Annotated in this window: 38 protein-coding genes; 9 read left to right on the top strand and 29 right to left on the bottom strand. The window is 40.7% G+C overall.

Annotated elements, in window-relative coordinates; translation table 11 throughout:
• Position 1: 1 nt before the first annotated feature.
• Genes H6779_03710 through H6779_03690 form a run of 5 tightly spaced genes read right to left on the bottom strand, consistent with a single transcriptional unit; the run spans position 2 to position 2,144 of the window.
• Positions 2-640 (bottom strand): 30S ribosomal protein S5, encoded by a 639-nt coding sequence (locus H6779_03710; GenBank protein USN87493.1) that lies wholly within the window; start codon positions 638-640, stop codon positions 2-4.
• Positions 641-659: 19 nt separating this feature from the next.
• Complete coding sequence (locus H6779_03705) at positions 660-1,010, bottom strand: 50S ribosomal protein L18 (GenBank protein ID USN87492.1); 351 nt, start codon at positions 1,008-1,010, stop codon at positions 660-662.
• A 21-nt stretch (positions 1,011-1,031) separates the two neighbouring features.
• Positions 1,032-1,562 carry a 50S ribosomal protein L6 gene (gene rplF / locus H6779_03700; GenBank protein USN87491.1) on the bottom strand — a complete coding sequence of 177 codons (531 nt, stop codon included), beginning with the start codon at positions 1,560-1,562 and terminating at the stop codon, positions 1,032-1,034.
• A 4-nt stretch (positions 1,563-1,566) separates the two neighbouring features.
• Positions 1,567-1,968, bottom strand: coding sequence for a 30S ribosomal protein S8 (gene rpsH / locus H6779_03695; protein ID USN88300.1), 402 nt, complete (start codon positions 1,966-1,968; stop codon positions 1,567-1,569).
• Positions 1,959-2,144, bottom strand: coding sequence for a type Z 30S ribosomal protein S14 (locus tag H6779_03690; GenBank protein ID USN87490.1), 186 nt, complete (start codon positions 2,142-2,144; stop codon positions 1,959-1,961). The genes rpsH and H6779_03690 overlap by 10 nt, the downstream gene beginning before the upstream one ends.
• 280 nt (positions 2,145-2,424) lie before the next feature.
• Between H6779_03690 and H6779_03685 the strand changes: the two genes are divergently transcribed.
• Positions 2,425-2,934, top strand: a complete 510-nt coding sequence (locus H6779_03685) for a hypothetical protein (GenBank protein ID USN87489.1) — start codon at positions 2,425-2,427, stop codon at positions 2,932-2,934.
• Between the two features lie 102 nt (positions 2,935-3,036).
• Entirely contained in the window at positions 3,037-3,435 is a 399-nt protein-coding gene (locus tag H6779_03680) for a hypothetical protein (GenBank protein USN87488.1), read from the top strand.
• Between the two features lie 410 nt (positions 3,436-3,845).
• On the opposite strand, the gene H6779_03675 is transcribed toward H6779_03680, so the two are convergent.
• From H6779_03675 to H6779_03605, 15 genes are all read right to left on the bottom strand, one after another.
• Entirely contained in the window at positions 3,846-5,378 is a 1,533-nt protein-coding gene (locus H6779_03675) for a hypothetical protein (protein ID USN87487.1), read from the bottom strand.
• A 238-nt stretch (positions 5,379-5,616) separates the two neighbouring features.
• Positions 5,617-5,949: a hypothetical protein gene (locus H6779_03670; GenBank protein USN87486.1), complete on the bottom strand. Its 333-nt coding sequence runs from the start codon at positions 5,947-5,949 to the stop codon at positions 5,617-5,619.
• A 120-nt stretch (positions 5,950-6,069) separates the two neighbouring features.
• Entirely contained in the window at positions 6,070-6,915 is an 846-nt protein-coding gene (locus H6779_03665) for an ROK family protein (protein USN87485.1), read from the bottom strand.
• Between the two features lie 83 nt (positions 6,916-6,998).
• Positions 6,999-7,451 (bottom strand): hypothetical protein, encoded by a 453-nt coding sequence (locus H6779_03660; GenBank protein USN87484.1) that lies wholly within the window; start codon positions 7,449-7,451, stop codon positions 6,999-7,001.
• Positions 7,452-7,672: 221 nt separating this feature from the next.
• Positions 7,673-8,221, bottom strand: a complete 549-nt coding sequence (gene rplE / locus H6779_03655; GenBank protein ID USN87483.1) for a 50S ribosomal protein L5 — start codon at positions 8,219-8,221, stop codon at positions 7,673-7,675.
• Position 8,222: 1 nt separating this feature from the next.
• Positions 8,223-8,534, bottom strand: a complete 312-nt coding sequence (gene rplX, locus H6779_03650; GenBank protein ID USN87482.1) for a 50S ribosomal protein L24 — start codon at positions 8,532-8,534, stop codon at positions 8,223-8,225.
• A gap of 24 nt (positions 8,535-8,558) precedes the next feature.
• A complete protein-coding gene (gene rplN / locus H6779_03645) occupies positions 8,559-8,930 on the bottom strand; it encodes a 50S ribosomal protein L14 (GenBank protein USN87481.1) in 372 nt (123 codons plus the stop codon).
• Position 8,931: 1 nt separating this feature from the next.
• Complete coding sequence (gene rpsQ / locus H6779_03640) at positions 8,932-9,192, bottom strand: 30S ribosomal protein S17 (protein ID USN87480.1); 261 nt, start codon at positions 9,190-9,192, stop codon at positions 8,932-8,934.
• A gap of 5 nt (positions 9,193-9,197) precedes the next feature.
• Positions 9,198-9,398: a 50S ribosomal protein L29 gene (locus tag H6779_03635; GenBank protein ID USN87479.1), complete on the bottom strand. Its 201-nt coding sequence runs from the start codon at positions 9,396-9,398 to the stop codon at positions 9,198-9,200.
• A 12-nt stretch (positions 9,399-9,410) separates the two neighbouring features.
• Positions 9,411-9,845 carry a 50S ribosomal protein L16 gene (gene rplP / locus H6779_03630; protein ID USN87478.1) on the bottom strand — a complete coding sequence of 145 codons (435 nt, stop codon included), beginning with the start codon at positions 9,843-9,845 and terminating at the stop codon, positions 9,411-9,413.
• A 12-nt stretch (positions 9,846-9,857) separates the two neighbouring features.
• The gene (gene rpsC, locus H6779_03625; protein ID USN87477.1) at positions 9,858-10,574 is read right to left on the bottom strand and encodes a 30S ribosomal protein S3; all 717 of its coding nucleotides are present in this window, start codon (positions 10,572-10,574) and stop codon (positions 9,858-9,860) included.
• Positions 10,575-10,579: 5 nt separating this feature from the next.
• Positions 10,580-10,903 (bottom strand): 50S ribosomal protein L22, encoded by a 324-nt coding sequence (gene rplV, locus H6779_03620; protein ID USN87476.1) that lies wholly within the window; start codon positions 10,901-10,903, stop codon positions 10,580-10,582.
• Positions 10,904-10,906: 3 nt separating this feature from the next.
• Entirely contained in the window at positions 10,907-11,248 is a 342-nt protein-coding gene (gene rpsS / locus H6779_03615; protein ID USN87475.1) for a 30S ribosomal protein S19, read from the bottom strand.
• Positions 11,249-11,943: 695 nt separating this feature from the next.
• Positions 11,944-12,363 (bottom strand): hypothetical protein, encoded by a 420-nt coding sequence (locus tag H6779_03610; GenBank protein USN87474.1) that lies wholly within the window; start codon positions 12,361-12,363, stop codon positions 11,944-11,946.
• A gap of 355 nt (positions 12,364-12,718) precedes the next feature.
• On the bottom strand, positions 12,719-14,230 hold the full coding sequence (locus H6779_03605; GenBank protein USN87473.1) for a peptidoglycan-binding protein: 1,512 nt from the start codon (positions 14,228-14,230) through the stop codon (positions 12,719-12,721).
• 309 nt (positions 14,231-14,539) lie between these two features.
• Between H6779_03605 and H6779_03600 the strand changes: the two genes are divergently transcribed.
• From H6779_03600 to H6779_03580, 5 genes are all read left to right on the top strand, one after another.
• Positions 14,540-15,097, top strand: coding sequence for a GNAT family N-acetyltransferase (locus H6779_03600; GenBank protein ID USN87472.1), 558 nt, complete (start codon positions 14,540-14,542; stop codon positions 15,095-15,097).
• 100 nt (positions 15,098-15,197) lie between these two features.
• Positions 15,198-15,518 carry a hypothetical protein gene (locus tag H6779_03595; GenBank protein USN87471.1) on the top strand — a complete coding sequence of 107 codons (321 nt, stop codon included), beginning with the start codon at positions 15,198-15,200 and terminating at the stop codon, positions 15,516-15,518.
• A 40-nt stretch (positions 15,519-15,558) separates the two neighbouring features.
• A complete protein-coding gene (locus H6779_03590) occupies positions 15,559-15,828 on the top strand; it encodes a type II toxin-antitoxin system prevent-host-death family antitoxin (protein ID USN87470.1) in 270 nt (89 codons plus the stop codon).
• Positions 15,803-16,045, top strand: a complete 243-nt coding sequence (locus H6779_03585; GenBank protein USN87469.1) for a hypothetical protein — start codon at positions 15,803-15,805, stop codon at positions 16,043-16,045. Before H6779_03590 ends, H6779_03585 begins: the two co-directional genes overlap by 26 nt.
• A gap of 17 nt (positions 16,046-16,062) precedes the next feature.
• Complete coding sequence (locus H6779_03580) at positions 16,063-16,959, top strand: thermonuclease family protein (GenBank protein USN87468.1); 897 nt, start codon at positions 16,063-16,065, stop codon at positions 16,957-16,959.
• 57 nt (positions 16,960-17,016) lie between these two features.
• Here the strand turns inward: H6779_03580 and H6779_03575 are convergent, their stop codons facing one another.
• Positions 17,017-17,259, bottom strand: a complete 243-nt coding sequence (locus tag H6779_03575; GenBank protein ID USN87467.1) for a hypothetical protein — start codon at positions 17,257-17,259, stop codon at positions 17,017-17,019.
• A 152-nt stretch (positions 17,260-17,411) separates the two neighbouring features.
• Here H6779_03575 and H6779_03570 point away from each other — a divergent pair, with 152 nt between their 5' ends.
• Complete coding sequence (locus H6779_03570) at positions 17,412-17,693, top strand: type II toxin-antitoxin system RelB/DinJ family antitoxin (GenBank protein ID USN87466.1); 282 nt, start codon at positions 17,412-17,414, stop codon at positions 17,691-17,693.
• Position 17,694: 1 nt separating this feature from the next.
• On the top strand, positions 17,695-17,958 hold the full coding sequence (locus H6779_03565; GenBank protein ID USN87465.1) for a type II toxin-antitoxin system mRNA interferase toxin, RelE/StbE family: 264 nt from the start codon (positions 17,695-17,697) through the stop codon (positions 17,956-17,958).
• A gap of 61 nt (positions 17,959-18,019) precedes the next feature.
• On the opposite strand, the gene H6779_03560 is transcribed toward H6779_03565, so the two are convergent.
• The 8 genes from H6779_03560 to fusA all read right to left on the bottom strand — a co-directional run bounded on the left by H6779_03560 (position 18,020) and on the right by fusA (position 26,385).
• Positions 18,020-18,640: a hypothetical protein gene (locus tag H6779_03560; GenBank protein USN87464.1), complete on the bottom strand. Its 621-nt coding sequence runs from the start codon at positions 18,638-18,640 to the stop codon at positions 18,020-18,022.
• A gap of 330 nt (positions 18,641-18,970) precedes the next feature.
• Positions 18,971-19,831: a 50S ribosomal protein L2 gene (gene rplB / locus H6779_03555; GenBank protein USN87463.1), complete on the bottom strand. Its 861-nt coding sequence runs from the start codon at positions 19,829-19,831 to the stop codon at positions 18,971-18,973.
• 78 nt (positions 19,832-19,909) lie between these two features.
• A complete protein-coding gene (locus H6779_03550) occupies positions 19,910-20,284 on the bottom strand; it encodes a 50S ribosomal protein L23 (protein ID USN87462.1) in 375 nt (124 codons plus the stop codon).
• 10 nt (positions 20,285-20,294) lie between these two features.
• Entirely contained in the window at positions 20,295-20,978 is a 684-nt protein-coding gene (rplD, locus tag H6779_03545; protein ID USN87461.1) for a 50S ribosomal protein L4, read from the bottom strand.
• 16 nt (positions 20,979-20,994) lie between these two features.
• Entirely contained in the window at positions 20,995-21,612 is a 618-nt protein-coding gene (gene rplC, locus H6779_03540; protein ID USN87460.1) for a 50S ribosomal protein L3, read from the bottom strand.
• Between the two features lie 500 nt (positions 21,613-22,112).
• Positions 22,113-22,466, bottom strand: coding sequence for a 30S ribosomal protein S10 (gene rpsJ, locus H6779_03535; GenBank protein USN87459.1), 354 nt, complete (start codon positions 22,464-22,466; stop codon positions 22,113-22,115).
• 30 nt (positions 22,467-22,496) lie between these two features.
• Positions 22,497-23,690: an elongation factor Tu gene (tuf, locus tag H6779_03530; GenBank protein ID USN87458.1), complete on the bottom strand. Its 1,194-nt coding sequence runs from the start codon at positions 23,688-23,690 to the stop codon at positions 22,497-22,499.
• A gap of 532 nt (positions 23,691-24,222) precedes the next feature.
• Entirely contained in the window at positions 24,223-26,385 is a 2,163-nt protein-coding gene (gene fusA / locus H6779_03525) for an elongation factor G (GenBank protein USN87457.1), read from the bottom strand.
• Positions 26,386-26,796 lie beyond the last annotated feature (411 nt).

Below are 26,796 nucleotides of genomic sequence, written 5' to 3'. Positions count from 1 at the left end.
ACTAGTTTTTTCTTAGAAGTTTAAGTGCTTCGATTGCAGCACGAGCGTTGTTAAGTTTGTTCTTACTGCGTGAAAAGATTTTTGCAGTAACATCCTTCACTCCAGCGTGTTCGAGTACGGTACGCACTGAAGATCCAGCCACCAACCCACGACCGGGAGCCGGCATAATCATCACCTCACTAGATGCATACTTAGTATGTACATCGTGGGGAATATGACTATCTTTGTTCATAGTCACCACAATCATGTTCTTCTTAGCGTCGCGTACCGCCTTTTCAATAGCTAGCTGTGTATCACCAGCCTTACCGATACCAACACCAACCTTACCTTTCTTATCACCAATCACCATCGACACTGAAAAACTGAAGCGACGACCACCGGCCATCACACGAGTAACTCGACGGATACTGATAATTTTTTGATCAAATTCTGGGCGAACCCTCTCTGGGCGACCACCACGCCTGGGACGACGCTGACCTCGTCTTTCGTTTCCTCCTTGACCTCTGCGCCCGCGCCCGTTTCGTTCAGTTCCTTTTTCTCCTGATTCAGGCACAGCTGGTGCATCGGTCGAAGCGACTGTTGCCACTTCTGCTTCTGACACTGAGTCAGTTGTAGCTTCCTGCTGTTTTGTTTCTGACATTATTTTTTAGTTTAATTTTTTAAAATACCAAACCTCCAGCTCGTGCACTATCAGCTAGTGACGCTACTGTCCCCTGGTAACGATATCCTCCGCGGTCAAAGACCACCTTTTCTACTCCGGCTTCTTTAGCTTTTTTAGCAATTACTGTACCAACAGCATTAGCTCGCTCAGTCAAAGTCTTTCCTTCAACTTTCCGAGAATCGGCTGCTGCTAAAGTTTTCCCTGTTACATCATTGATTAGCTGGGCATAGATGAAGCGATTGCTTCTAAAGACAGCTAGTCGTGGACGCTCAGCTGTTCCAGTTACCTTGGCGCGAATTCGATTGTGACGAGAGGCGCGCTTTGTATTTTTATACTGTGTTTTTTCCATAGCTCAAATTGAATTACGGCCTTACGCAGCCTTTTTACCTTGTTTGCGAATAATATACTCTCCTCGGTATCGAATTCCTTTACCTTTGTATGGCTCTGGTTTTCGTACTTTACGTACATTGGCAGCAAATTGCCCGAGCAAGTCCTTATCAGCTCCACTTAGAGTGATAGAACTCTTTTCGACAACAGCCGACAATCCTTCTGGCACTTCTAGCGGTACGGGGTGTGAAAAGCCCATGTTAAGTACCAAAGTATTACCCTTAACTTCAGCCCTGTACCCAACTCCCTCAATATCAAGAATTTTGGTGAAACCTTCGGTTGCACCCTTGATCATATTGCGTACATGAGCGGCATAAGTACCCCACAAAGCAGGTGCGTCTGGAGTGTCCTTTGGTGTTAGAGTCAAAGTATTACCATCAATTGCAAATACCACATCTGACTTAACGTCTCTTTTTAGAGTACCTTTTGGTCCGGTTACCGTTAGTAATCCACCATCACAAGTAACTGTGACACCGGCTGGAATGGTTACTGGTTGTTTTCCTAATCGACTCATACGTTTACCAAATGATAAAAAGCTGTTCACCACCTACATTTTTAGCCTTAGCCTCCTCATTAGTGAGAATACCAGCTGGTGTAGATAGGATCATATGCCCTTTACCAAACTTAACTTTGTGAATATTTGCGACCTTTGTGTATAGGCGACGACCTGGTTTTGAGATACGTTTAACACCATCAATTCGATGTCGTCCGTCCTCATACTTCAAAGTCACCACTAAGGTTTTTTGAACCTTATCCCTCTTTCCTTGTTGCTCGGCCTTCTCTATATATCCGGCTGCGACCAGTTTATCCGCTACCGCATGACGAAGCTTAGAGTAAGGCATTTCTACCTCTTTCTTACCTACCACTCCGGCATTCTTTAGACGAATGATCATGTCGCCAATAATATCTCCTACCATGATGATTTCTTTATACCTGGTATATGTCCCTCATGGGCTAACTCGCGAAAACAGATTCGGCAGGCATCAAAATCCCGCATGTATCCGTGTTTGCGACCACACAACTTACAGCGTCTTACGACTCTGGAAGCGAATTTTGGTTCGCGCGTAGCGCGAACCTTTACTGAAATTTTCGCCACTTTTTATTTAGTTATTTCTATGAAGTAGTATCACGTAGTTTGTCGTGACTTACTTCCTGATAATCGCTTAATTTGCTCATAAATTTATTCAAATTTGGGCAAATCAAGCAGCTCCGGCCAGGTTTTCTTACGAGTTACCCACCCATCGCCTTGCCAAGAAGAATATCAGAAATATAGGTATTGTCAATCGTTTCAATCTATTACAAACCATTGACTTTTCTACTAATTCGTTATTAAATACTTAAGGAAATTCGTAAATGTAATTTTTTACAAATACTCATTGAAAGGAGAAGAAATGGGATATGAATATACAAAAGAAATTGCTGAACTGTATGTAGAAATAAGGCAAAAATTTGTAGAGGCTGATATACTTATTTTTGATGCAAAGTCACATTGCAATAGAATCGACATGCACACCTACATATTTATTGGTGAAGACTATGACGTTAATTTAGAAGATCTCCTAATAGCCATTGGAGTAACACCACAAATGTTACGTCCGGTTTTTAACCCTCAAACAGAGCCAGTACCTAGAAACTTTCCTTTTAATTTTAGTTGGGGTGGATTGAACAGACATACACTTAAATATGCAGAAGTTGAACTACCTCTAGAGATTAAAGACTATGAGGATCTTGGCGCATTTCCTCGCTCCCATAAAAATTTTCTGGAATTATCGAAAATTCTTCACAAACCAATAAAAGTATTAGAGGTCGATCCTTATACAATAAAAATCCAGGATCATAGACCTTTATTTATCGCTTATCCTTCTGGAAAGATAAAAGAGCTATAAGATATAAACCCAAAATCCCCGAACTCGTTTCGGGGTTGTTTTTTATCTTTTATGTTGTATTGTTATCCGTAAATCTGTTCAACTAAGTACAAGGAAAAGCTGATGAAGAAAATAATAACGATTCTTGTAGCTGTAATGCCGTTGATTATTTCGTTGTTTTTTATTTATAAAGAAAGTTGTTCCGAGGTAATTGTACATTATGACAAGATCCACGCTTTTGTATCTATAGGGAAGCAGACAGAGGCCGAGGCCTTTGCCCGCCAAACTTTTAGAAACGCTTCTGAAGAATACAACACCTCAAAAGAGATGGATTGTGATTGCCAAGAGAAACATAAGCTTAACTTGGCCAAAGCTGCTTATGTTTTGGGATCAATACTGTCATTACAAAATAACAACGAGGCATTATATTTTATAGAAATGGCAATAGAGTTAGATCCAGGAAATGATTCGTACACCGAAACGAAAGAAAGAGTTGCAGCTATACTTTCTCTCAGCTCATAACTAAAAAAATCCCCGCACCGGTCGGGGATTTTTACTTAACCTTATCACCTAATATACTAACTTAATTATGACACCTTATTTCTACCTTTCTGACACCCAGGACTGGGTGACCGAGGTTATCTATATAAACCGGTCGGCTCACAGTTTGAACACAGTACCTTAAGCCAGGGAGCTGATGGCTGTGAATATTTATATTGGCTACTAATATAAAATGCTCTATGTGAACAATCTTTGCCTTAACACAGGTTGGTGATAGCAGTACCAAGAACAGTAGGAGCATGGTTCTGATCTTCATCTTACCCTCCAAAGAACCAGTTGTTATTCAGATTTGCAATGTTACACTTTTGGTTTGAGAAAACAAGTAGGGCGGCCTTCGGCCGCCCCACTTGTTTTATAGTCACATACTAAAATCACTGTTCTAACAAAATAATACCCTTACCATCTTTTTTCTCTGCAAAAATCAATAACTTATCATTCAAAGCAATAGTTTGTTTAAAATTTAGATAATTACCTTTAATAATTGCGTTGTTATACCAAAGATCCGAAACCCCATCACTTCCTGTGATACTAAAAAGCAACTTATCTCCTACAAAATTTATACCTTTTTGTATACTGTTAATACTAGCACCTCCTTCATATACAATCTGTCCATCAACATAGACCCTGATAACGTCATTTTTATCTTTGGTTTGGACAGCAATTTTACCTGACTTTGATACAGCCACATCATAGACAGGCTCATTAAAGATATTATTAGGCACCATCTGATCATCAATCATAAATTGTGATGAACCGTCGCTATTTAAAGCCAAGTAACCTAACTTGCCGTCAATAATATATGGTCCGGAATCATAAGAGGCTACTTCTGTCACTTCCTGATCTCCAACAACTAATACGCCCTTACCGTTTTTGCTGACAACAGTTGATAACTGACCGTCAATTAGATCAACTATCCTTCTCACCTTTCCTAAGCTACTATTATTAGCAAAGGATGTGATCTTATCATCATTATACTTTTTTCCTATCCAACCAACTTGTCCGTCCACAAAAGCCTGTAGGTCTCCGTTATTTATAATTAATGAAAACAAGTGTCCGTCTTTCTCATCCAAAGTACCCATACCTGAATAAGGACCAAACTCCTGGTCTCCTATTGCAATATAATATTGTGAATCTCTTTTGCCGACAAAGGCTGGCTGACCAGAATAAGCAATAAGTAAATCTACATAAACATAATTATTGTTATAATTCTTCCCATCAAAGTATACGTAAGGGTTATTCATATCATATACCTTAAAGGCTACCTTTCCATTTATATTTGTTAAATCATAAACATCTTTGTTGAGATCCATATATTTTTCTCCATCATAAAATAGAGTATACGGGCTTCTGGATCCTGTTTTATTCTCAATCAAGTAAGCTAATTTGCCATCTAGGTCTGTAAGTCTGTATACAGCCTCATATTCACCCAAAACCTTACCATCATAAACAACAGATACAACAGTATTGCCCATTTCACGCTCCACGAGAGTATAAACTATCTTATCGCCCACCACTTCAATATCACCTATCATTTCATCATCGACAATGACACCAAAATTACCCGCTTCAGTTTTATAAACCGAATCCTTAATATTTATAGAGTTTTCCGTTAAACACTCTGTCTTAACATGTGTATGGTAAACGAGGCTACATAAAGATTGCGACCCCGTCATTTTTGCAAGCGGAGACACCAAACCCAGAAAATAAATAAGCAACAACACAGCAATAGATATAGTCACATTACTTATCTTCACAAACATTGGACTCGACTCAGCAGCCGATGCCGATACTGGCTTTTTCTTAATGTTCTTAATCATTAAAACCATCAATAGGACAAGACCTAGATGAAATACAGCATAAGATATCTGTACAGCAGTCGCAGCTACAAAGAAATAACCCCACATAGATGTGCCGGGTATGTTAACCGAATAGAGTTCAACTCCTAAATAAAACAAATATATGAGAGCGATTATACTTAAAAAGTATGTGGATAAAATCATCAAAAAAGACCGGATGGATTTACCTGTAGTTCTGTACAAACGTTTAAATATTCGCAGTGATATAAACACCAAGATACCGACCACCACATAAGCTGGTATGGCAAAGAGATTAAAAATATTAAATATTATTGATTGATTGTAGCTAATCTGAATAACCCCAAACAAAGTAACTCCGGCAATTACTGTCGCTAATACTAAAAACCGGTGTTAAGTTAGCCTTTGGTTCAGTTATCTCAGAAATAGTTTCTTTCTCCACAACTTCTTTATCTGCAGCTTCCAAACTGTTATTTATCCGTAAGTCAGTAATGCCTTCGGTTTGATTTAACTCATAAACCCCTCCTTCAGCCTCTATAAAAGCATTGTCAATATCTTCTTTTTTCCAACCACTTGAAAGTAGAACTTTGATTATTTTCTCTTTAGAGTACCCAGCTGATAGCTGCTGTTTTACATACTTTATTATTTCTGGATTTGACATAAGATAATTATAGCAATACTTACGTGTATTAATTGCTGTTACTATGTAAAACAAGTAGGGCGGCCTTCGGCCACCCTACTTGTTTTACCCTCTTACTTTTTTTACCTTTTAAAACCAAACCTACTTACCAAGCTTCTCTGACAACAGTGCTATCGCTCCATATAAACCTCCTTCATCTTTTAGAGTCGCATCAAGAATAGGTGGACACGGTACAAAGCCGTCTAGCACTTTTTCGGTATGTTTTATAATATCCTCTCTAAAAATACGCGGATCACCCACCACCATTGAACCACCAAGCACAATCGCGTCCGGCGACCAGTACAAAATGGTGTTGCGAAGACCAACCGCCAAATAATAAGCCAACTCATCCCAAACCGGATCAGACTGGTCTATTTCGTAAGGCTTCACTCCTCGACGATCTTGTAGAGCGGTACCGGAAACCAGATTTTCTAGTGTATGCAAAGTTTCTTTACCAAAAATACTCTGATCTAAATCTAGAATCTGGTGTCCAGGTTCAAAGCCAATACTAGCCACATCAACCTTCCCTCCAACCAATCTAGCTCCTCCAACTCCAGTACTGACCGTATGATAGGCTACAATATCATAGCCGTGCCCGGCACCGAAAACAGCCTCTCCAAGACCCACAATAGCCGTGTCATTTTCTATGAAAACCGGCGCACCAAACTTCTTACTTAGATCATCAACCAATGGCTTGTCCACCCAATCGGTCAAAACCACCTCACCCATGAGTCCACTCTTGTCGCGCCTTAGTCGACCACGAATTCCGCCTGCCATTCCTTTAATTTCCTTACCCTGACTAACTTCTTCTATTGCCTTACTGATTACCGCAATTGCTTCTCCATAATTTAGTGGGGTGTCAAATTTTAGTGGCGTACCATAAGTCTTAAGATCCTCGCTTGCCGCCACCCGTGTCTTTGTCCCCCCGATATCAAATATTATGTACATAATGCATAATATAATAACATTTTTTAAACCCTGATTTGAAAAAGCGCCACAGTAAACGCGGCGCTTAAACGAACATATTATACTTAACTTTGAAAATATTTTTTTACATAAAAAGACGGTGCAAGATAGAAGACAACCTTCTGCCACCGAGGTGGACAAGATATCCCATATTTAGCGATTGTTTTAAATTTTTCTATATCGTCTTTCCTAAGACCAAAAGCCCAGTTTGAAGTTACCGTAGTATTGCTTTGGCTTGAACGAAAATGAATCTTCCTGGGTTCAGTATCTAGAGCACGGAAATCAATTGAACCATGCATCCCTTGCTCTAGACTAGGTATATATGTAAAAATGGCCGACCAATCTGAACTCATATAACCACGAGACTCAATCAGTTCTTTTAGTCTATTTTCAGACACCTTCTCACCATTTAATTCTAAAGTAACTCCAAAAACATCCTTTTTTAACTCTTTCCAAAGCTCTCTTAATCCGCCTAAAGTCGGCCTGTACTTTGGTGTATAGTACGCATACCATTTCATAATAGGCTGTATCAATAGTAGCAAACACACCAGTAGCAGAACTACTCCCTGAAAATAATCAGAACTCATAACATCTCCTTATGTCTAGTTAATCTGATTTATATATAGCATGTATTTTACTTTTTTCATAATCGGTTTAAGTACGCAAAAACGCCGCCCATATATGGGCGGCGTTTTTGCGTGTCTTGGTAACTAAAATCAAGTTTAAAAAAACCAAATTATTATTTACCCTCTTCTTCCTTCTTAAGCGGCAAACCAATCTGACGCAAGAAGGCTTCAGTTTCTTTCTTGTCTTTGGTGGTAGTCACCAAAGTGATAGCTAATGAGAAGACATCTTTAAGCTCTTCATCACTACACTCCGGAAAGATCGTATGATCCTTGATTCCAATAGTGTAGTTACCCATATCGTCTATCGCTGTCACCTTAAGTCCGTGAAAGTCGCGAGTCTGAGGGATTGCGATATTGATCAGCTTATCAAGAAAATGTCGCATGCGCGCTCCTCGCAAAGTCACTTGGTAACCGATCACATCACCTTCGCGAAGCTTAAATGAAGCAATTGATTTCTTAGCTGGCCTAGGTGACGCTTTTTGTCCGGTGATGCGAGCTAGACGATCTTGGATTAAAGCAATTCTTGCTTTGTCTTGTACTCGTCCAGTACCAACTGAAAGCACAATCTTTTCAATCTTCGGCGCCTGCATGACATTTTTGTAGCCAAAGTCACCTTTCATAGCCTCGTAGGCATTTTTAATACGTGTTTGTATCGTTTCCATACTATATTTTCTTACCGCTAGGTCGAGCTACGCGAATTTTCTTTCGCTTTTCACCCTCACCTTCAAAGCTATATCCGGCACGTACAGTCTTATCACCCTCCATAAGGGCAACATTTGATACGTGTATCGGCAAGCTCTTCTCAATAATTTGTCCTTGGGAACGAGTTCGACGATTCTTCTGATGTTTCTTGACTACATTTACCCCTTCAATAATAACCTGTTCGGTTCTAGGTAAGGCGGTTAGGACTGTTCCTGTCTTACCTTTATCTTTTCCGGCAAGTATTTGTACTGTATCTCCTTTTCTGATTTTCATAGTTATACTATTTAACTAGTCTACTTATACCACCTCAGGTGCAAGTGAAACTATTTTCTGATAACCAGCCTCAGATAATTCGCGAGGAATTGGACCAAACACACGGTTGGCTTTTGGTTCTTTTTTAACCTTATCGACAAGCACCACGGCATTGTCATCAAAGCTCACATAGGAACCATCCTTGCGACGAAATGGCTTGCGCTGACGTACGACGACCCCGTACACAACATCTTTTTTCTTCACTTGCTTACGTGGCTCAGCTGTTTGTACTGACAGTACCACCATCTCCCCAAGCTCAGCGTAGCGTTTCTTTGAACCACCTAGCACCTTGAAAACACGTCCTATTTTGGCACCTGAGTTGTCAGTGATTTTTACTATTGTTTGTGGTTGGATCATATTATTTTGTCTTTACGAGCTCAAAACGCTTTCGCTTTGAAAACGGGCGTGCTTCTTTAATATCGACCACTTCTCCTTCTTTTGCAGTATTACCTGCATCGTGTACCAAATATTTCTTCGTGCGTCGCATGAACTTTTTGTACTTTGGATGCTTCACATAACGCTCGACCGCTACCGTGATAGTGTCTTGCATTTTGGTAGAAACCACAGTGCCACGCAAGGTACGACGATTTGATACAGTTGTTGTATTTTCTGTTGTCATACTTATTATTTGGCGTCATTATTACGACGACGGGCTGATAGTTCAGTTAGAGCTCTGGCAATTTCTTGCTTAGCATCATTTATCACACCGGCCTTTCGACTAAATTTATCTTTGAAACGTTCAGCGCGAACAGTCTCACGGGCGGATTTTACGATCTCAGTCAACTCCGCATCCGTCTTACTTCTTATGTCTGACATTTTTATCATAAGCTCAGATTATTACGCTGTCGTTTCTTCGCGACGCACGAGTTTACCTTGTAATGGGAGCTTAGCTACCGCCTTACGAAAGGCTTCGCGAGCTAAATCTTCTGGTACTCCTTCGACCTCAAAAAGAATTCGACCAGGATGTACTTCAAAAACAAAGTACTCTGGATCTCCTTTTCCTTTACCCATCGGTACTTCAGCCGCTTTTTTAGTGATTGGCTGATCAGGGAAAATTCTAATCCAAATTCTACCGGTCTTACCTAAGGTTCTTGAAATCACTCGACGAGCTGCTTCAATTTGATTTGATTTTACGCGAGACGGTGAAGTAGCGCGTAGTCCGTAAGTACCAAAGGCAACAGTGATACCACGAGTATCTGGTCGACTTAGTTTCTCAGGACTCTTGCGCCCAACCTGCCACTTGCGATGTTTTACTTTTTTTGGAAATAACATAATTCAGTATGATTACGCTTTATGGTCTAAGTGATTTGCGCGTGTCGCGGCTTCAACTTGACCACCACGACGATCGGCAAAGACTTGTCCGCGGTAAATCCAAACCTTGATACCGATGGCACCATAAGGCAAATTGGCAGTAACACGAGCAAAGTCAATATCAGCGCGCAAAGTTTGTAGTGGGATTCGACCTTTCTTTAATTCCTCCTTTCTGGCCATATCAGCGCCACCAAGACGACCGGAAAGAATAATACGTACACCCTGAACATCGCGATTAGCCATCACCTTTTCAATGGTCTGCTTCATCACTCGACGAAAAGTAATACGTTTTTCTAGTCCTTCAGCAATCATTTGTCCAACAATGTTGGCACTAGACTCTGGAGAACGAACCTCTTCAATATCAAGTTTGACTTCCGGTTTGTCAGTCAATTTTTGTGAACGAAGTAATAGATCAATTTCTTTCTTTAGCTTAGTTGCTCCTTCACCACTGCGACCAATAATCAAACCTGGTCGTGAAGTCTTGATAATAATACGAACCTCTTTTTGATTTCGCTCAATCTCTACAGTATCAACTGACATGCCCTTAAGTTTCTTATGAAGAAACTTTCGGATAGCAGCATCTGAACGTAGATACTCGCGAAACTTCTTTGGATCAGCTGTAAACCAGCGACTCTTCCAATCGCGATTTACGCCAATACGTTGTACATATGGATGTGCTACGTGTGTCATAAATATTATTTTTCACCTAACTCAACTGAGATGTGGCTATTTCGCTTGTTAATGCGTGACGCAGAACCGCGAGCACGAGGCATGAATCTTTTCAATACCATTCCTTTATCGACCGCTACTTTCTTAACAAAGAGTTTATCTGCTTGCTTACCTGCCTGAACAGCATTAGCAACCGCAGACTCAATCACCTTTGCAAATGGGCCGGCCGCTCGCTTATCTACAAATCGTAGGGTAGCTAGCGCGTCAGCAACTTTTTTTCCTCGTACCACATCAGCGACCAAACGAACTTTGCGTGGTGACTGACGGTAATTTTTTAGAATTGCTTTCATAAACTATTTCTTACTAGTGGCAGCAGACTTAGCGGCTTTAGCAGCAGCAATTTCTGCTTCCTTCTTCTTCTGTTCTAGTTCTTTCTGCATCTTACCTCCATGACGATGGAACTTCTTAGTTGGAGAGAATTCACCAAGCCGATGGCCTACCATTTCTTCTGCTACCAAAACTTCAATATGAGTTTTTCCGTTGTGGACACCAAAGGTAAAGCCTACCATCTCAGGCGAAATCACTGATGCGCGAGCCCAAGTTTTGATGACACCACCCTCTCCGGGTTTTTTTCCGGCGATCTTCTTCAACAACTTCTCATCTACATATGGTCCTTTATAGAGTGATCGTGACATATACTTAACTAATACGAATAAATACACACTTTCATAAAAAATTCAGTGCGTTTTGGGAACCTCTTGTAAAGAAAGGTAACGGCCGTCCTTAACAGAGGTTCCCAACCCTTAAACTTCATAACTTTTGTGAGGTGACACATAAGGATTTAGATAGAATCCTTAATTCCTCACTGAGGTTGGAACGCCTGCTAGAATACTGGAAATAAAGAAAAAAGTCAATGAAATGAACAAGCCCGACAGTCGCTTTGCGACTGTCGGGCTTAAGACCTAAGACTTAGAAGGGATACCATAGACCCCCTGAGGACTGAGTGTGTATACTTCCTTCAGGTTTCCATCTTCAAATTCAACAACAACCAAAGTATTGTCGACTATTAACTGCCTTACAGGTTCTCTCCTTTCTCTAGTTATTACAAGCTTAACTTGAAAACTATCATCCACACTTTTTTTTACAGACAATATCGATTGGTACTTCTATTAAACTAACATGTTTATGATGTGTAAATTCAAAATGATAACTTCCATTTTTAAATCTCACATCTGTAAAATAACCGAAATATATACCAGTTCTCTTTCTCATTACAACAAACCCTCATAACATTAAACCAGCCCAAACAATACAAAAACTTACTAATATAGTCAACAAAAAAACGGTTTTCGCAAAGCGAAAACCGCCTTAAATCATAGCCGACAACCTTCTAACTATTGGCTATTTTTTTATACATAGCGTCATGAAGCTCACAACCGCCCACAAAACCGGCCCTATATTTATTGCGAAAAGTTTCAGGCATAACCATTTCCCTAATTGAAATCGCTAAATTACGATGCTTTTCCTCTACTTTCAAGTGTATTTTTGCAAATAAACCACCTTCCTTAACCAAGCCTCTCTCTACCAAAACTTTCACAAACTCGAGCGATCCAACTTCAATACTGTATAAAAAACCAAGTATCTTAAATGGATCGTTGAGTTTTAAGACTTTTTGATAATGTTCAAAAAAATGACCGTCACCAAAAGAAGAGGGTAGTGTTGGATGATCTGCTAGATAAGGAGCGACATGATCTTCCCCTAAATCACCCTCAGCAGCTAATTTGACCAGTAAATTTCTTATCTTGGACACCTCTTCTGCTAACGGCCAATTGTTTTGTGCGTATAGTTAAACAATTTCTTCCTGCAATAAATTAATTCCTCTGGAAAAAATAAGCGACATCATGACCGGAATTGGCCAAAAAGCCTCCCCTGACTGGTCACACAACTCTGGATGACTGTCAGCAAATTTCCTCAAACAATTTGCTCTATATTGTAAAGCTTGTTCATAAGTATTCACAGCTATTGCCTCCAAACAATTTAAAAACGTATAAAATACTATCCACATCTACGTAGAGTATATATAAAAAATAATGATACGACAATGAAAAAAACGGTTTTCGCAAAGCGAAAACCGTTTTTTGTTTTATGAATTATTTTACTTAATCCTAAATCTCATCCAAAGCTTCATCAATCAAGTCTAGTGCCTCATCTACCAAATCTAGCACCTCATCATAATCCTCATCATCCAGCGCATCTCCCGCTTCGTCCAATAGATCATCGGCCTTAGCTAACTTCTTTTCTGTACTACGAGTACTTTTTCCCTTATCACTTGCCTTCTCTGCTTTTTTCCAAGCATCTCCCAGCTCATCCTTAGCATCATCTAAAGCATCTTCTGCCTTATCATCATCGTCACGTTTTGTTGACCCATCCACCAAATCAAGGGCCTCGTCTATCATTTCCTCTGCCTCTTTCGCCAGATCAGCGGCCTTACGAAAATCTTCTTCATCAACAGCTATGTCAGCTTTCTTTAGACGACGTTCCGCGCTATCAAGAAGACCCTCGGCTTCCTCTACATCATCCCTGTCTGCATTAGAGTCACTTACCTCATCCCTAGCATTTCCTAGCTCATCTCGCACATCTTCAACAAACGCCTCTGCATCATTTTCTGAAATTATATCTATCTCGCCACGGGCTTCCTCTAGCAGCTCCTCAGCATCAAGCGCGTCACTAATAGCCTGACTATATACACCATCATCGAAAGCATCTTTGGCATCATCCAAGTGATCTTTCGCTTCACCTAGTAAGTCAGGAGCATCACCCACTTCTTCATCTTCGTCTTCTGCCTCGTCAATCAAATCATCAATGTCATTGTATAAATCTTCGACATCATCAAGGATATCTTCGGCCTTGCTTTTATCTGACTCACCACCAGCGTCCTCAAAAGAATCAGTCGCATCATCCAGCACATCAAGGGCTAAACTTTTAGATCTCTTAAATTCTCCGTCAAAGTATTGTTCGAGGACATCACCTAAGTCTCTCAAAGCACTCTGTACATCTTCATCAATATCTGCAGCTTCGTCTGGATCATCACTACGTATATTACCTATTTCTTCGTAAGCGTCGATTATCATAGCCAAAACAAATATTATTTGTCTTTCTGCCTCTTCTTTGTCCTTGGTATTAGAGCTAGTTACTTGGGCCACAACAGTCGGCTGTGGTTTAACTACAGATATAGGATTAATCGTCACCAAAGGTGCTTCCTGTTTACTTTTTTCTAATTGAAGTTTAGCCAAGACATCCATCATATAGACCGCTCTAGACTTATCTCCAAACACTCCACTAGCCGGGGTTATCTTTTTAGCCTGCTGCCACTTAACCACCGCTTCCCTGGTCAAAGTTCGAAAAAGCGAAGTTTCACCTCCTGGTGCCCCCGGGCCACTTTCCGCAATTTGAAAACCAGAAGCATTTAAATACCTTTGCAAACAGCGCACATCCTCACCATCAACCCCATCCTCCAAGGTGCGGCTAAATTGACAGTCTTCCACTGCTTGAGCATAAGAAAAAGATGGGGCTAGGAAGAAAAGCAAGGCGAATACAAAGCTGATAACTAAAACTGAAAGCGAAACTTTTTGAACTTGCATGATAAAACGTGGCTTAACAAATAATTTATTACTCATTATTGTACCATCTTATTAATTAAGATTAACAACAAATAACCGTAAGAAACCCCGACGCCACCCGTCTTCATTAATACATGCAAAATATTATTAACCACAACCTAATTAAGAACACTTCAGTGATTACTGAGTTCTTTATCGTGTCATATTCAGTCATGACGATAAGTTCATCGCCGGTATCTGGTCGTGGTTATGGTTTTAATTAATTAAAAGTCTCTATATTTAAAAAAATATAACCTCGACTGGATGTCGAGGTTATTTATTTTGACTTTCAGTTTTTACTAATAAATATATAAGGAGATCTTTTAAATGAGTACAATCATTAAAACCAAGCAGCAAGTTTTTCTAACCACCAAGGACCTTGACTTAGTTTTACTGGAAGAACATGATGCACACAAAATCCTAGAGTGGTTTCAAGATCCTGAGGTTAACCAATTTCTAAACGGCGGCGAATTTCCAATCACTACCGAGTTTGAGAAGGACTACATTTCAAAAATGTACAAAAATGATAAAAAGCTGCAGCTGGGAATATACCACAGAAAAGACCAAAAGCTGATTGGTACCACAGGAATTGACCGAATAAACAATGTTCATCTTGAAGGTTCCTTCGGCATAGCTATTGGCAACAAAGAGTACTGGGGTAACGGCTATGGCACGCAAACTCTTGAGACCATGCTCTACTGGTCTTTCAAACAACGAGGGTTGCGCACTATAACCCTATCTGTCCTGAGCACCAACCCACGCGGTATGAAATGTTACCAAAAATGCGGTTTCACTCATATCGGTACTGTACCAAAGTCAGTTTTTAAACAAGGTAAGTGGGTAGACCGACACCTAATGATGATACAAAGTCCATTGATGAAATAACTCATTATAAAAGCCACGGCGTAATACGCTGTGGTCTTTGATTTGAATTCAGACTAGTAAAATCCTAGACACAGAATCAAATTCATGTCATTATATAAGCATGAAAAAAATTCGTGGAGGGACACACACCACCCTCACCGAAACGGCAGAGGGGGTCGTACAAATACTGGAAACAATTCCTGGAGTAACTCTAGTTTCTCCGGGAATTATTAAAAGAAGACGTAGCAAAACCGGCAAACGTCATATAACCGGAGTCTTCACTACCGCCGGCATGGAATTGATTATCAGCGGCCAAAGCACCCAAAAAGTAGCGGTACACTGTAACGGAGAGCTGGCTCCTCATATATTTCATACCCTTTCTTTACACAAAAAATTAGCCGGTTTTAGCTTTAGAACAAGAGAGAAAAAACCGGGAGTATAGATATTGATCCAAAGTTTATCTTAAGATAAACTTACTAATCATGCCTATAAAAGCAAAAAATACTAAAACGATTGGCTTAAAAGAGTTGAGGGAGAACATGGAAGAATACATAGCTCGCGTTAACAAAGGTGAGTCTATAACTGTGTTTCGCCGATCCACCCCCCTTTTCAAATTAACACCAGTCGATAATGACTCCGAGACAAGATGGGAAACAATAGTAGACTTCCCTAAAGAAATTGGCACAGGTATGCCTATTGATGAATTGTTAGCCTCAATAAAATCACATGGACAGAAACGAAAAGTTTCTTAAAAAACTATCAAACAAGGAACTGAGTGACTTGTCAGATATTCTTGAACTCATAAAAGAGGGTAAAACAAAGCAGGTCGATGTAAAAAAGTTGGTTGGTTATTCAGATGTTTTTCGAGTACGTAAAGAAAAAATTCGTATAATCTTTTTAGCCAATCGCGACAGAATAGATATTTTGGAAATAAGTAGAAGAAATGATAAGACTTATAAAAACTTTTAGCCAAAGACAACTACCGCATGTTAGGTAAACTTAAAAACAAAACTTTTTATATTATTGCCTTTTTATTTGTCTTGGCACTCATAACACCTGAACCAAAAGATCAACAAAACCAGCCACCAGAGATAACCAACCCCGAGGCTACCATCAACACGAAGCCAGAACCCACCTCACAAGAGGCCTTGGTTATAGGCGGCGCCAGTACAAGCAATAACAGCATCGAGACACAGAACAATCTATCCGACACAAGTGGAACCGGGGGCAAGGTTCTGTATGTTGTAGATGGTGATACGGTCAAAGTTGACCTAAATGGAAAAATAGAAACCATACGAGTAATTGGTATCAATACCCCCGAAACAGTTCATCCTGAAAAAACAGTAGAATGTTTTGGCCGAGAAGCTTCTGCTGAAGCCAAAAGATTACTGAGCGACCAAAAAGTAATTATTACTTACGATGACAGTCAAGGTACTTATGATAAATATGGTCGTACCCTTGCCTACATAAGCCTCCCAGACAGTAGTGACTTTGGTGAAACCATGATCCGTTCTGGTTTTGCCTATGAGTATACCTATAACCTCCCCTATGATAGACAAGCGAAGTACAAAGCCGCCGAAACCTACGCCAAAGAAAACAAAGTTGGTCTCTGGGCAGATGGTGCTTGTGATAATTTTGAAGCTAGCCCTACTAGCATCAACACGTTAGATACAAACCAAAATACCAATACCAGCGAAGTAGTTACAACAAATACTTCCAATTGCTTAATAAAAGGAAATATCAGTAAAAGCGGTGAAAAAATTTATCACGTACCGGGACAGCAATATTACACTAAGACAATTATCTCCGAAGATAAAGGGGAGCAGTGGTTTTGTACGGAGAAAGAAGCAGTGGAAGCTGGATGGCGGAGGGCGTTGAGGTAAACATTTTTAAAATAATTAAATAAAAACCACTGCTCTACACAGTGGTTTTATTACTCTCTAACTCATATACAAACACAGTAAAGACAAGAAAAACCAAATTAAAAATTGACCTAAAAATTCAATTAAGGTTTCAGACTTAACTACAAAAAAATCTGAGGTAAAAGTTGCAAGAAGTGGAACAAAAATAAAAAGTAACCAATATTTTATAAGTTGTGACTTTGACCAAGTTTCTTCTGCATCCTTTCTGCTCCAGTTATAACGAATCATTACATCAGCAATGAATTTCTCCTTTTCACTCATAAAGAACCCTCCGTTCAATTAGATTAGTTCTGATTAAATAGTATCATAATTGTTTTTTAAGTTCTTTTTCAATTATTTTTTAATACCGTTTAACAAAAATGTTCCTGTCATTACTTGACACTATATATACCAAAATATATACTTTAGTATATATGAATACACACACTATCCTAAATGTAAAAACCGACAAAGCTCTGAAGAAAGAAGCTAAAAAAGTAGCCGAAGAACTTGGTGTACCACTCAGTACAGTAATCAATGCTTTTCTTAAGCAATTTGTTCGCGATAAAGAAATCACCCTTTCCGCTAGCAATCACCGCCCTGCCCCATACCTAGAAAGTATCTTGGAACAAGCCCAAAAAGAATATGAAGCTGGTGACTTTGTCGGTCCATTCAAGTCTGAAAAAGACCTCATCACTCACCTAAAATCTCTCTAGTATGCAATATATTCTTTCCAAAAGTTTTGAGAAAGACTTTGCAAAGCTTCCCAAAGCTACAAAAAAGAAAGTCATTGTTGTCTTAGAAAAATTTATTGAAACCCCACAAGATCCAAGTCTGCGTAATCACCGACTCTCCGGAAAATGGCGAGGTTATTTTAGTATAGATGTGACTGGAGATACTAGAGCGATATATGTAATTATAGAAAAAAATGAGATAGTGAGGTTTGTAGCGATTGGGACGCATAGTGAGTTGTATGGGTAGTGATTGTAATTACGATTTAGAAATTAGCCATAACACTGTACGTATTATGGCTAACTTTTTATTAAACTCGAGTTTCGGTTTTTATTTTAACAGATTCTCCTTCAAGAGTAACACGATAAACCGTATGATCGGATTGGGAATGGAATTCAGTAGGATATTGTATTACTTTATCTGGAAATTTACGAAAAAGCACAGCCCACAGCAGGAGAAGTTTTTCCGTTCCAAAATATTTAAACTTATCGTCTGTAGTAAGATCAATACCTTGCATAAGTTTCTGCGAAGCATCCACACACGTCAACACATAAGAATTTTTAGGACTAAAATATCGCGCAACCAAATTACAACCTTCACGCAATACTCCATCCTGAAATTCTTCCCACCATTCATTACTCTGTTTTTCACATAATTTAATTTCGTTTTCAAAAGTATACGGGAAAATAAATCTCGTTTTTATTTCTTTAAATGTTGGAAATCCATAGCTTTCTCCAAGTCTATCAAAAACATCAGCAGCAGGTAAACGATTTGGTGTAGTAGTCAACCAACTTAATACCAGTACCAGTGAAGACTCATTGTTTCTACCCACACCATTTTCAATAACGATACCAACACAAGTAGTACTATCGTCTATATAAGCAACAAAAGTATCACCAAGCTTAACGACTTTTCGGTTTTCTGTACTCATGATAAAGATCTCCTTAAGGAACATAAAAGGACTCTGGAATAGAGTCTATTGGGAACACTTTACATTTTTAACGGTCAAAAGCAAGTATTTTCTAACACAACAAAAACACTTCTGTGTAAGTTTTTTTGGTTTACCTCTTTCGTCACAAGTTACTAACTATAATTGTTCGTTAACACTCCAATTCTAGTAAGTACTCGCGACCCCGCCTCGGCCGTTTTTATTTTTAGGAAATAAAATAAAAACATGCCTGCGGCTCGGAAAAAGATACGCACTGTGCGCAGGCACAGTGCTAAAACAAAAAACCTACGCTTTTCGCGTAGGTTTTTTGTTTTATCTTTTTCCGCCCATCAGCCGGCCTGGCTTGCGACGAGAAACAATAAATACATTTGAGTATTTCTTTGGTGAACGAGTCTTTTGTCCCTTTCCGGTTGGACGACCTTGTTTAGTTCGTTGACGACGGTGTCCACGTGGTGATCGTCCTTCACCACCTCCGTGTGGGTGATCAACTGCGTTACGAGCCGCACCACGAGTCTTCGGACGAAGTCCCCTATGACGAGCACGTCCAGCTTTACCGATATCTACCAAACGGTACTCTTCGTTTGATACAGCACCGATTGAAGCCCAAGCACTAGCTGATACACGACGTACTTCAGTCGACGGCATCTTAAGCAGAGTGTATGAGTCATCTTGTGCTACCACTTCAGCGTAGTTACCAGCTGAACGAGCTAGCTTAGCACCAGCCCCCGGCTTGATTTCTACGTTGTAGACAAAAGTACCAACCGAAATAGTGCCAAGTGGTAAGCGATTACCGACTTTGACCTTAGCCTTTTCAGACGTGATAATTTCATCGTGCTGCTTTAGTTTTTGTGGCGCCAAAATATAGCGACGCTCACCATCCTTATAAACAACAAGAGCGATGAAACCAGAGCGGTTAGGATCGTACTCAATCGTTTCTACTCTAGCTGGAATATCCTTCTTATCATAACGGAAGTCTACCATTCGATAATTCTTTTTGTTACCAGCACCACGGTAGTGAGTAGTAATACGACCTTGGCTATTTCGTCCTCCGGTATTTTTCTTTCCGACAGTCAACCGCTTGTACGGATTACTGTCAGTTGATGTAAGTTTTTTCTTATATTCGATGACCGACCCATCACGTCGACCAGCCGAAGTTGGTTTATATTTTTTCATAACTTTTGGTTAGAAAATAGTGAGTATTATTCTCTTATCTTCCTAACTGATAATAATTTTTTCGCGAAGTTCGCTAAATTAAACAAGATTGATTGTGTCACCTTTCTTAAGGTATACGTAAGCTTTTTTCGATCCTGGTACTTTCACCATTTTGTTTTTCGAACCAGACAAACGCGCCGCTGGCTTTTTATTGACGATGTTAACCTTCACCGGCGTCACATTGTAGAGCGCTTTGACTGCATCACGAACCTGAAACTTAGTAGCAGCTCGGTTTACATTGAATGTATAAACATTCTGGTCACCTTGCTTTACCGCTTTTTCAGTAATTCTAAGACCCTTGATTACATCAGAAAGATTGTAATCTACCGGTAGTGCTTTGGCCTTAGCCTTAGCCACCACAGCAGTCTTAGCTTGCTCTTCATTCTTTTCTTCTTTTCGACTAAAGAGAGCCATAGTTAATTAATTATTTAGTAGCAACTGCAGAACCGCCCACTCGCTTAGAGAAAACCTCTACACTGCTAGCTGGCTCAGCTATTACTACGTACTTGTAAGTAAGAAGATCAACTGGGTTGATGTCCTTGGCTTGCGCCACTTCAATGTTGCCAAAGTTACGGAAACTAAGTTCCACCGCTTCGTTACGAGTCGGAAGAACTACAAGCGCCGTATTTTTGCGCTTAGTAGCCAGTGAAGCTTGGTTAGTTCCAGTTGCCAAAGCCTTGATGACCTGCTTGCCATCCTTGGTTTTTGGCTCTGCGAAATTTAGAGAATCAACAAAGATAACCTCGGCGTCACTTAGCTTGCGAGACAACACTGTTGCCAAAGCCTTCGCTCGTACTTTCTTATTTATCTTGACTGAATAATCCTTTTCATTTCGTGGCCCATGAGTCACTCCTCCTCCAGTCCAAATCGGAGATCGGCGTGAACCGTGTCTAGCACGACCGGTACCTTTCTGCTTCCAAGGCTTCTTACCACCACCACTTACCTCACTACGATCCTTGGTGTGAGCAGCTGACTCGCGAGCATTTGCCTGCATACCAACCACTACTTCGTGCACCAAGTCAGCATTCCACTTTACGCCAAAGACAGATTCCGGAAGAGTAATCTTTCCAGTCTCTTTACCTTCGGTTGAATATATTTTTGCGTCCATATATTAATGCTTAAACTTAGATGCCACGCACCTCTACTAATGTTCCTTTTCGACCTGGTACTGCTCCTGAAACGAGCAATATATTTTCGTCAGGGTTAACCTGCAAAACTCGTAGATTTTTAATCGTAATAGTATCACTACCCATACGACCAGCCATCCTAGTTCCCTTTAACACTCGGTTACCGGTAGCTCCGATAGATCCCGGCTCACGTTCTGAGTGTTTTTGTCCATGAGTACGACGACCTCCGGCAAAGCCGTGTCGCTTAACCACTCCCTGGAAACCCTTACCCTTAGATACCGCCTTTACAACGATAGTGTCACCAGCACTGAAAATTGACGCATCAAAAGTTGAGTCTTTTGCAACATCCGCTACAGTGTTAGCTTCATTTACTTTTGGTCGGAATTCCTTTACATAACGAACCCCGGCACCGAAGTGACCTTTTTGTGCCTTCACCACTCGATGATCTTTTTGTTCACCGGTAGCTAACTGAACAGCGTCATACCCATCAGTGTCCACTCGCTTCACTTGTGTAACACGAGTTGGTTCAACTTTGAGAATAGTGGCGGCTTTACACACACCATTTTCATCAAAGACCTGGGTCATGCCCGCCTTGGTTCCAATAATGAATTTCATTTACTGTGAACTAAACTAATAATTAGCTCTAAGACCCAATAACAAACCGCGTGATTACGCGAACACAAAGTCCAACGTAAATCACGCGGTTTGTGCCCATTGGTCTAGGAGTGATTTCTCACCTCCTGTACGTAGGTCTTTAAAAGCTGTGGCTAGTATACTGATTTTTCAACCTTTTGCAAGCAAAGAGCGCTTTTTTTAGAAAAAAAAGCGCTCAAAAGAAACCCCGCTCATCAGATGAGCATAAATGTTCTTGCTGTAATCTTTGTACAATAATTTCTTTGCACTCTTTAGAACATGCTCTAAAAACATAAACCCTGCCCATACAATCACCATCCCATTCACATATATTTAATGCAAACTCACTACAGTTATCACATTTATTTTCCATAAACAGACCTCAAAAAGAACAAAGTATCCAAAACTATACAACATATTTGCAATAAACAAAAGCCTCGCGCCGTAGGCGCGGGGCTTTTGTTTTGTTTTGGCAAACACTACTACATCATCTTCACATCGATATTTACTCCAGACGGTAAAGATAGATTGGTCAAAGCTTCTACCACCTTTGGACTTGGATTAAGAATATCAATCACTCGCTTATGCATTCGCATTTCAAATTGTTCTCGCGCGTCTTTATACACGAACGTAGAACGGTTGACTGTATATTTCTTAATCTCGGTCGGTAGTGGAATCGGACCAACTACTTTGGCGTCAAACCGAAGAGCTGTATCAATTATCTGCTTAGTGCTTGCATCAAGGATCTTATTTTCGTACGCGCGGACCCTAATGCGTAGCTTGTTTATTTCACCAGCAGCGGGCTTTACGTCTTTTTTTGTAGTATCTGTTGCCATAAGTACTTTGTGTTTAAACTAAAAATTAATTTAAGCGATAATCTTAGTTACCACACCAGCACCAACTGTTTTACCACCTTCGCGAATCGCAAAGTTTTGTTGATCTTCAAGCGCTACTGGAGCTACTAATTTCACCTTAAAGGTTGCAGTATCACCTGGCATAACCATTTCCACACCTTCGTTTAGAGTTACATCTCCTGTTACGTCAGTAGTTCGGATGTAGAATTGTGGCTTGTAACCAGTGAAGAAAGGAGTGTGACGTCCACCTTCATCCTTTGAAAGCACGTATACTTCTGCTTCAAATTCAGTATGTGGAGTTACAGAACCCTTTTTAGCCAATACCTGACCACGGTGTACATCTTCTTTCTTTGTACCACGAAGCAAGATACCAGCGTTGTCTCCAGCCTGTGCAGCGTCTAGTTGCTTGTTAAACATTTCTACACCAGTAACGGTAGTGGTTGTAGTATCCTTGATACCAACGATTTCTACTTCTTCACCAACCTTTACAGCACCACGCTCTACACGACCAGTTACTACAGTACCTCGTCCTTCAATTGAGAAGATGTCCTCAATTGGCATCAAAAATGGCTTATCAAGATCACGTTCCGGTGTTGGGAAGTATGAATCCATAGCATCAGCCAACTCAATAATCTTGTCACCCCACTCTGAAGAAGGGTCTTCAAGGGCCTTAAGACCAGAACCTTTTATGATTGGAGCATTTTCTCCATCAAAACCATTATTAGTTAGAAGCTCACGAAGCTCTTCTTCAACAAGCATGATCATTTCCTCATCATCTACCATGTCACATTTGTTCAAGAAAACAATAATCTTTGGTACACCAACCTGCTTAGCAAGAAGAACGTGCTCACGAGTTTGTGGCATCGCACCATCAGTGGCAGCTACCACAAGTACAGCGCCATCCATCTGGGCAGCACCAGTAATCATGTTTTTAATGTAGTCAGCGTGACCAGGCGCGTCGATGTGCGCATAGTGACGATTTGGAGTTTCGTACTCAGAGTGTGAGAGCGAAATAGTAATACCTCGAGCTTTTTCTTCTGGTGCCTTATCAATATCCTCAACAGCCTTCACGTTAGCTGAGTAGCCATTACCGCGAGTGTTAAGAGTGTTAAGAATTGCAGCCGTCAAAGTAGTCTTACCGTGGTCTACGTGACCAATGGTTCCTACGTTAATGTGCGGCTTTGAACGATCAAATGCATCTGCCATATTATGAAAGATAAATTAATAATTATAATTCCGCACACAGACGCTAAAAAGCTGTGTCTCCAGCGTACATTCTAGGCGGCGCGAGAACAATCGCGCTTAGAATGGACACGGAGAACGTGTGAAAGAGCAGTACTATGTTCGCTCCACAAAAACAGACTAAGCTGTATGCGGTTCGGCAATAGTACCAAAGTCTCAGGGATTTGCAAGACCTACAGTTACTAACCTTAAAAGTATAGCCCAACGTTAGTTTACTCCTATATAATGAACTACCCCGACCTGAAGGCACGGGGTATCAGTAACCAAACAACACATTGTGATAACTGATATTCGTAAATGTTGTAGTGACTGTATATGTTTATTATGCAAGACGCGTTGATTCACTACTACTTAATGAGCCAATGGCTATTTAGATTTTTAATCCAAAATTAAAGTAGGCCCCAATAAAACTGGGGTCTTATTAATTTGCCAACAGAAAACCGCACACCCTTCGGGTGTGCGGTTTTCTTTGCATTAGTCAGTGTTTTACTCTTTCCTATCCCTCATCCTTAACACCACGAGCTTTTTTGATTTCCATCGCTACGTTTGGTGGTACGACTTCATAGTGATCAAACTCCATAGTCATAGAGGCACGACCTTGGGTCATAGAGCGTAGAATATTGGTGTAACCAAACATCTCAGACAGTGGCACTTTAGCGTGTACAATAGTTCGTCCACCCATTTCTTCAGTTCCTTCAACCTGTCCACGTTTTGAAGAAATATTTCCATTGATGTCACCCATATATTCATCTGGTGTACGTACCTCCACCTTCATAATTGGTTCAAGAATAACCGCATTAGCTTTCTTGGCCGCATCTTTGAAAGCGTTAATACCAGCTAGTTTGAAAGCTATTTCTGAGGAGTCTACATCGTGGTAAGAACCATCAAAGAGCTCGACTGATACATCTTCCATCTTGTAGCCAGCCACATAACCGCGAGCCATTGCTTCCTTACAACCCTTCATCACAGCTGGAATATATTCCTGCGGAATCACACCTCCCTTAATATTGTTAATAAACTCAAAGTGATCTTCACGAGTTACATTTTTAGCCACTGTCTCATCTTCAGCTAAAGGCTCAAGTGGTTTGATACGAATCTTCACGTGACCATACTGACCACGACCACCAGACTGCTTGACATACTTGTGTTCTGCCTCAGCTGAACCTTGGATAGTCTCTCGATAAGCCACTTGTGGCGCACCGATGTTGGCCTCAACTCCAAACTCTCGCTTCATACGATCTACGATAATATCTAGGTGTAGCTCACCCATACCGGCAATAATAGTTTCGAGAGTTTCTTCATCGGTAGACACCTTAAAGGTCGGATCCTCATCAGACAAGCGCTTTAGAGCAGTACTCATCTTTTCTTGGTCATTTTTGGTCTTTGGCTCTACTCGTAGGGCCACCACCGGTTCTGGGAAAGTAATTTGTTCAAGAATAATCGGATTAGCCTCATCACATAGAGTATGTGAAGTCTTTACCTCCTTGATACCTACGGCCGCCGCAATTTCTCCTGCGTATACTTCTTCAATTTCAGTTCGCTTATCAGCCTGAAGCCGCACGATACGTCCGACTCTTTCTTTGTTCCCAGTTGAAGCGTTTAGAATATAAGAACCAGACTTGACTGTACCAGAGTAAACACGGAAGAAAGCCAGCTGACCAACAAATTTGTCATCCTGCAATTTGAAAGCTAGAGCACAGAAAGGTTCGTCGTCTGAAGCTTTTCGCTCAATCGCTTCATCATTCTTTGGATTAATCCCTTGTACCGCTGGCAAGTCAACCGGTGAAGGCAGATAATCAACCACCGCATCAAGTACAAGTTGTACACCAATGTTCTTTAGGGCAGTACCGGTCATAATCGGAAATATCTCATTAGCAATCACAGCCTTACGTAGAGTCTTCTTAAGATCTTCTAGACTCGGCTCTTCACCTCCCAGATAAGCTTCCATCAAAGCGTCGTCATGCTCTACCACCTTTTCAATCAACTCACCGCGCCATTTCTTAGCCTCATCAAGCAAATCAGCCGGGATTTCCTCCTCAGTTACATCCATTCCCATCTCACCACCAAAACGATAAGCTTTCATGGTTATTAGATCCACTACTCCACTCATGTCATTTTCTGCTCCAATTGGAAGCTGGATACGTACTGCTTTCTTAGACAAACGATCGTGAATGGATTTTACTGAAGCATCGAAGTCAGCCCCCAGCTTGTCCATCTTGTTGATAAAACAAATACGCGGTACATTAGCTTCGTCAGCGTAACCCCAGTTAGTCTCAGTCTGTGGCTCCACTCCAGCTGCACCATCAAATACCACCACCGCGCCATCAAGCACACGCATGGAGCGCTTCACTTCAGCTGTAAAGTCTATGTGTCCCGGAGTATCAATAATGTTGAAAGTGAACATTTTGCTCTTGTCCTTGCGGTCAGCCTCCATCGTCTTTGACCAGTTACAAGAAATAGCCGCCGCGGTAATAGTAATACCACGCTCTCGCTCCTGCTCCATCCAGTCGGTAACAGTTGCTCCATCGTGCACCTCACCGATCTTGTGGCTCATACCGGTATAGAAAAGTACGCGTTCTGAGGTAGTAGTTTTACCAGCGTCCACGTGCGCCACAATACCGAAGTTGCGCATGCGATCAATTGGAAATTCTCGTGCCATAAAATTTACTAAAAAATTACTTAATACTTAATATATGTATCTATTAATAATGTGATACTCCCTTTCATACCAACAGAACACAAATGCGTGGTCTTGGAGAAAAGAAAAAGCCAAATAGGCTTAACGTCGATACTATACGGTATTTAGAGATATTCGGCAACCGTTTACCCCGCAAAAAGACTTTGTCTTTTTGCGGGGTAAACCCCTCCACAAATAAAATAATCTCGACTGCCGAAACAGCCGAGATTTCCTCTTAATAGGCCGATTAATCAAGTTTTTGCCTTCTGCTGGCAATATCCGCACTGTCCGCAATCGCAAACATAAGCTGAGCCACCATAACCTAAAAACCCGGGGATGCTTGACGAAATACCATCATTATTAGGTCGAAAAGCACCACCACTACCGCCTTGT

This window comes from Candidatus Nomurabacteria bacterium, from assembly GCA_023898525.1.
Classification (GTDB): domain Bacteria; phylum Patescibacteriota; class Minisyncoccia; order Phycocordibacterales; family UBA918; genus OLB19.
Note: the sequence above shows the minus strand (reverse complement) of the source record. Positions and strands in the feature narration are given on the sequence as shown.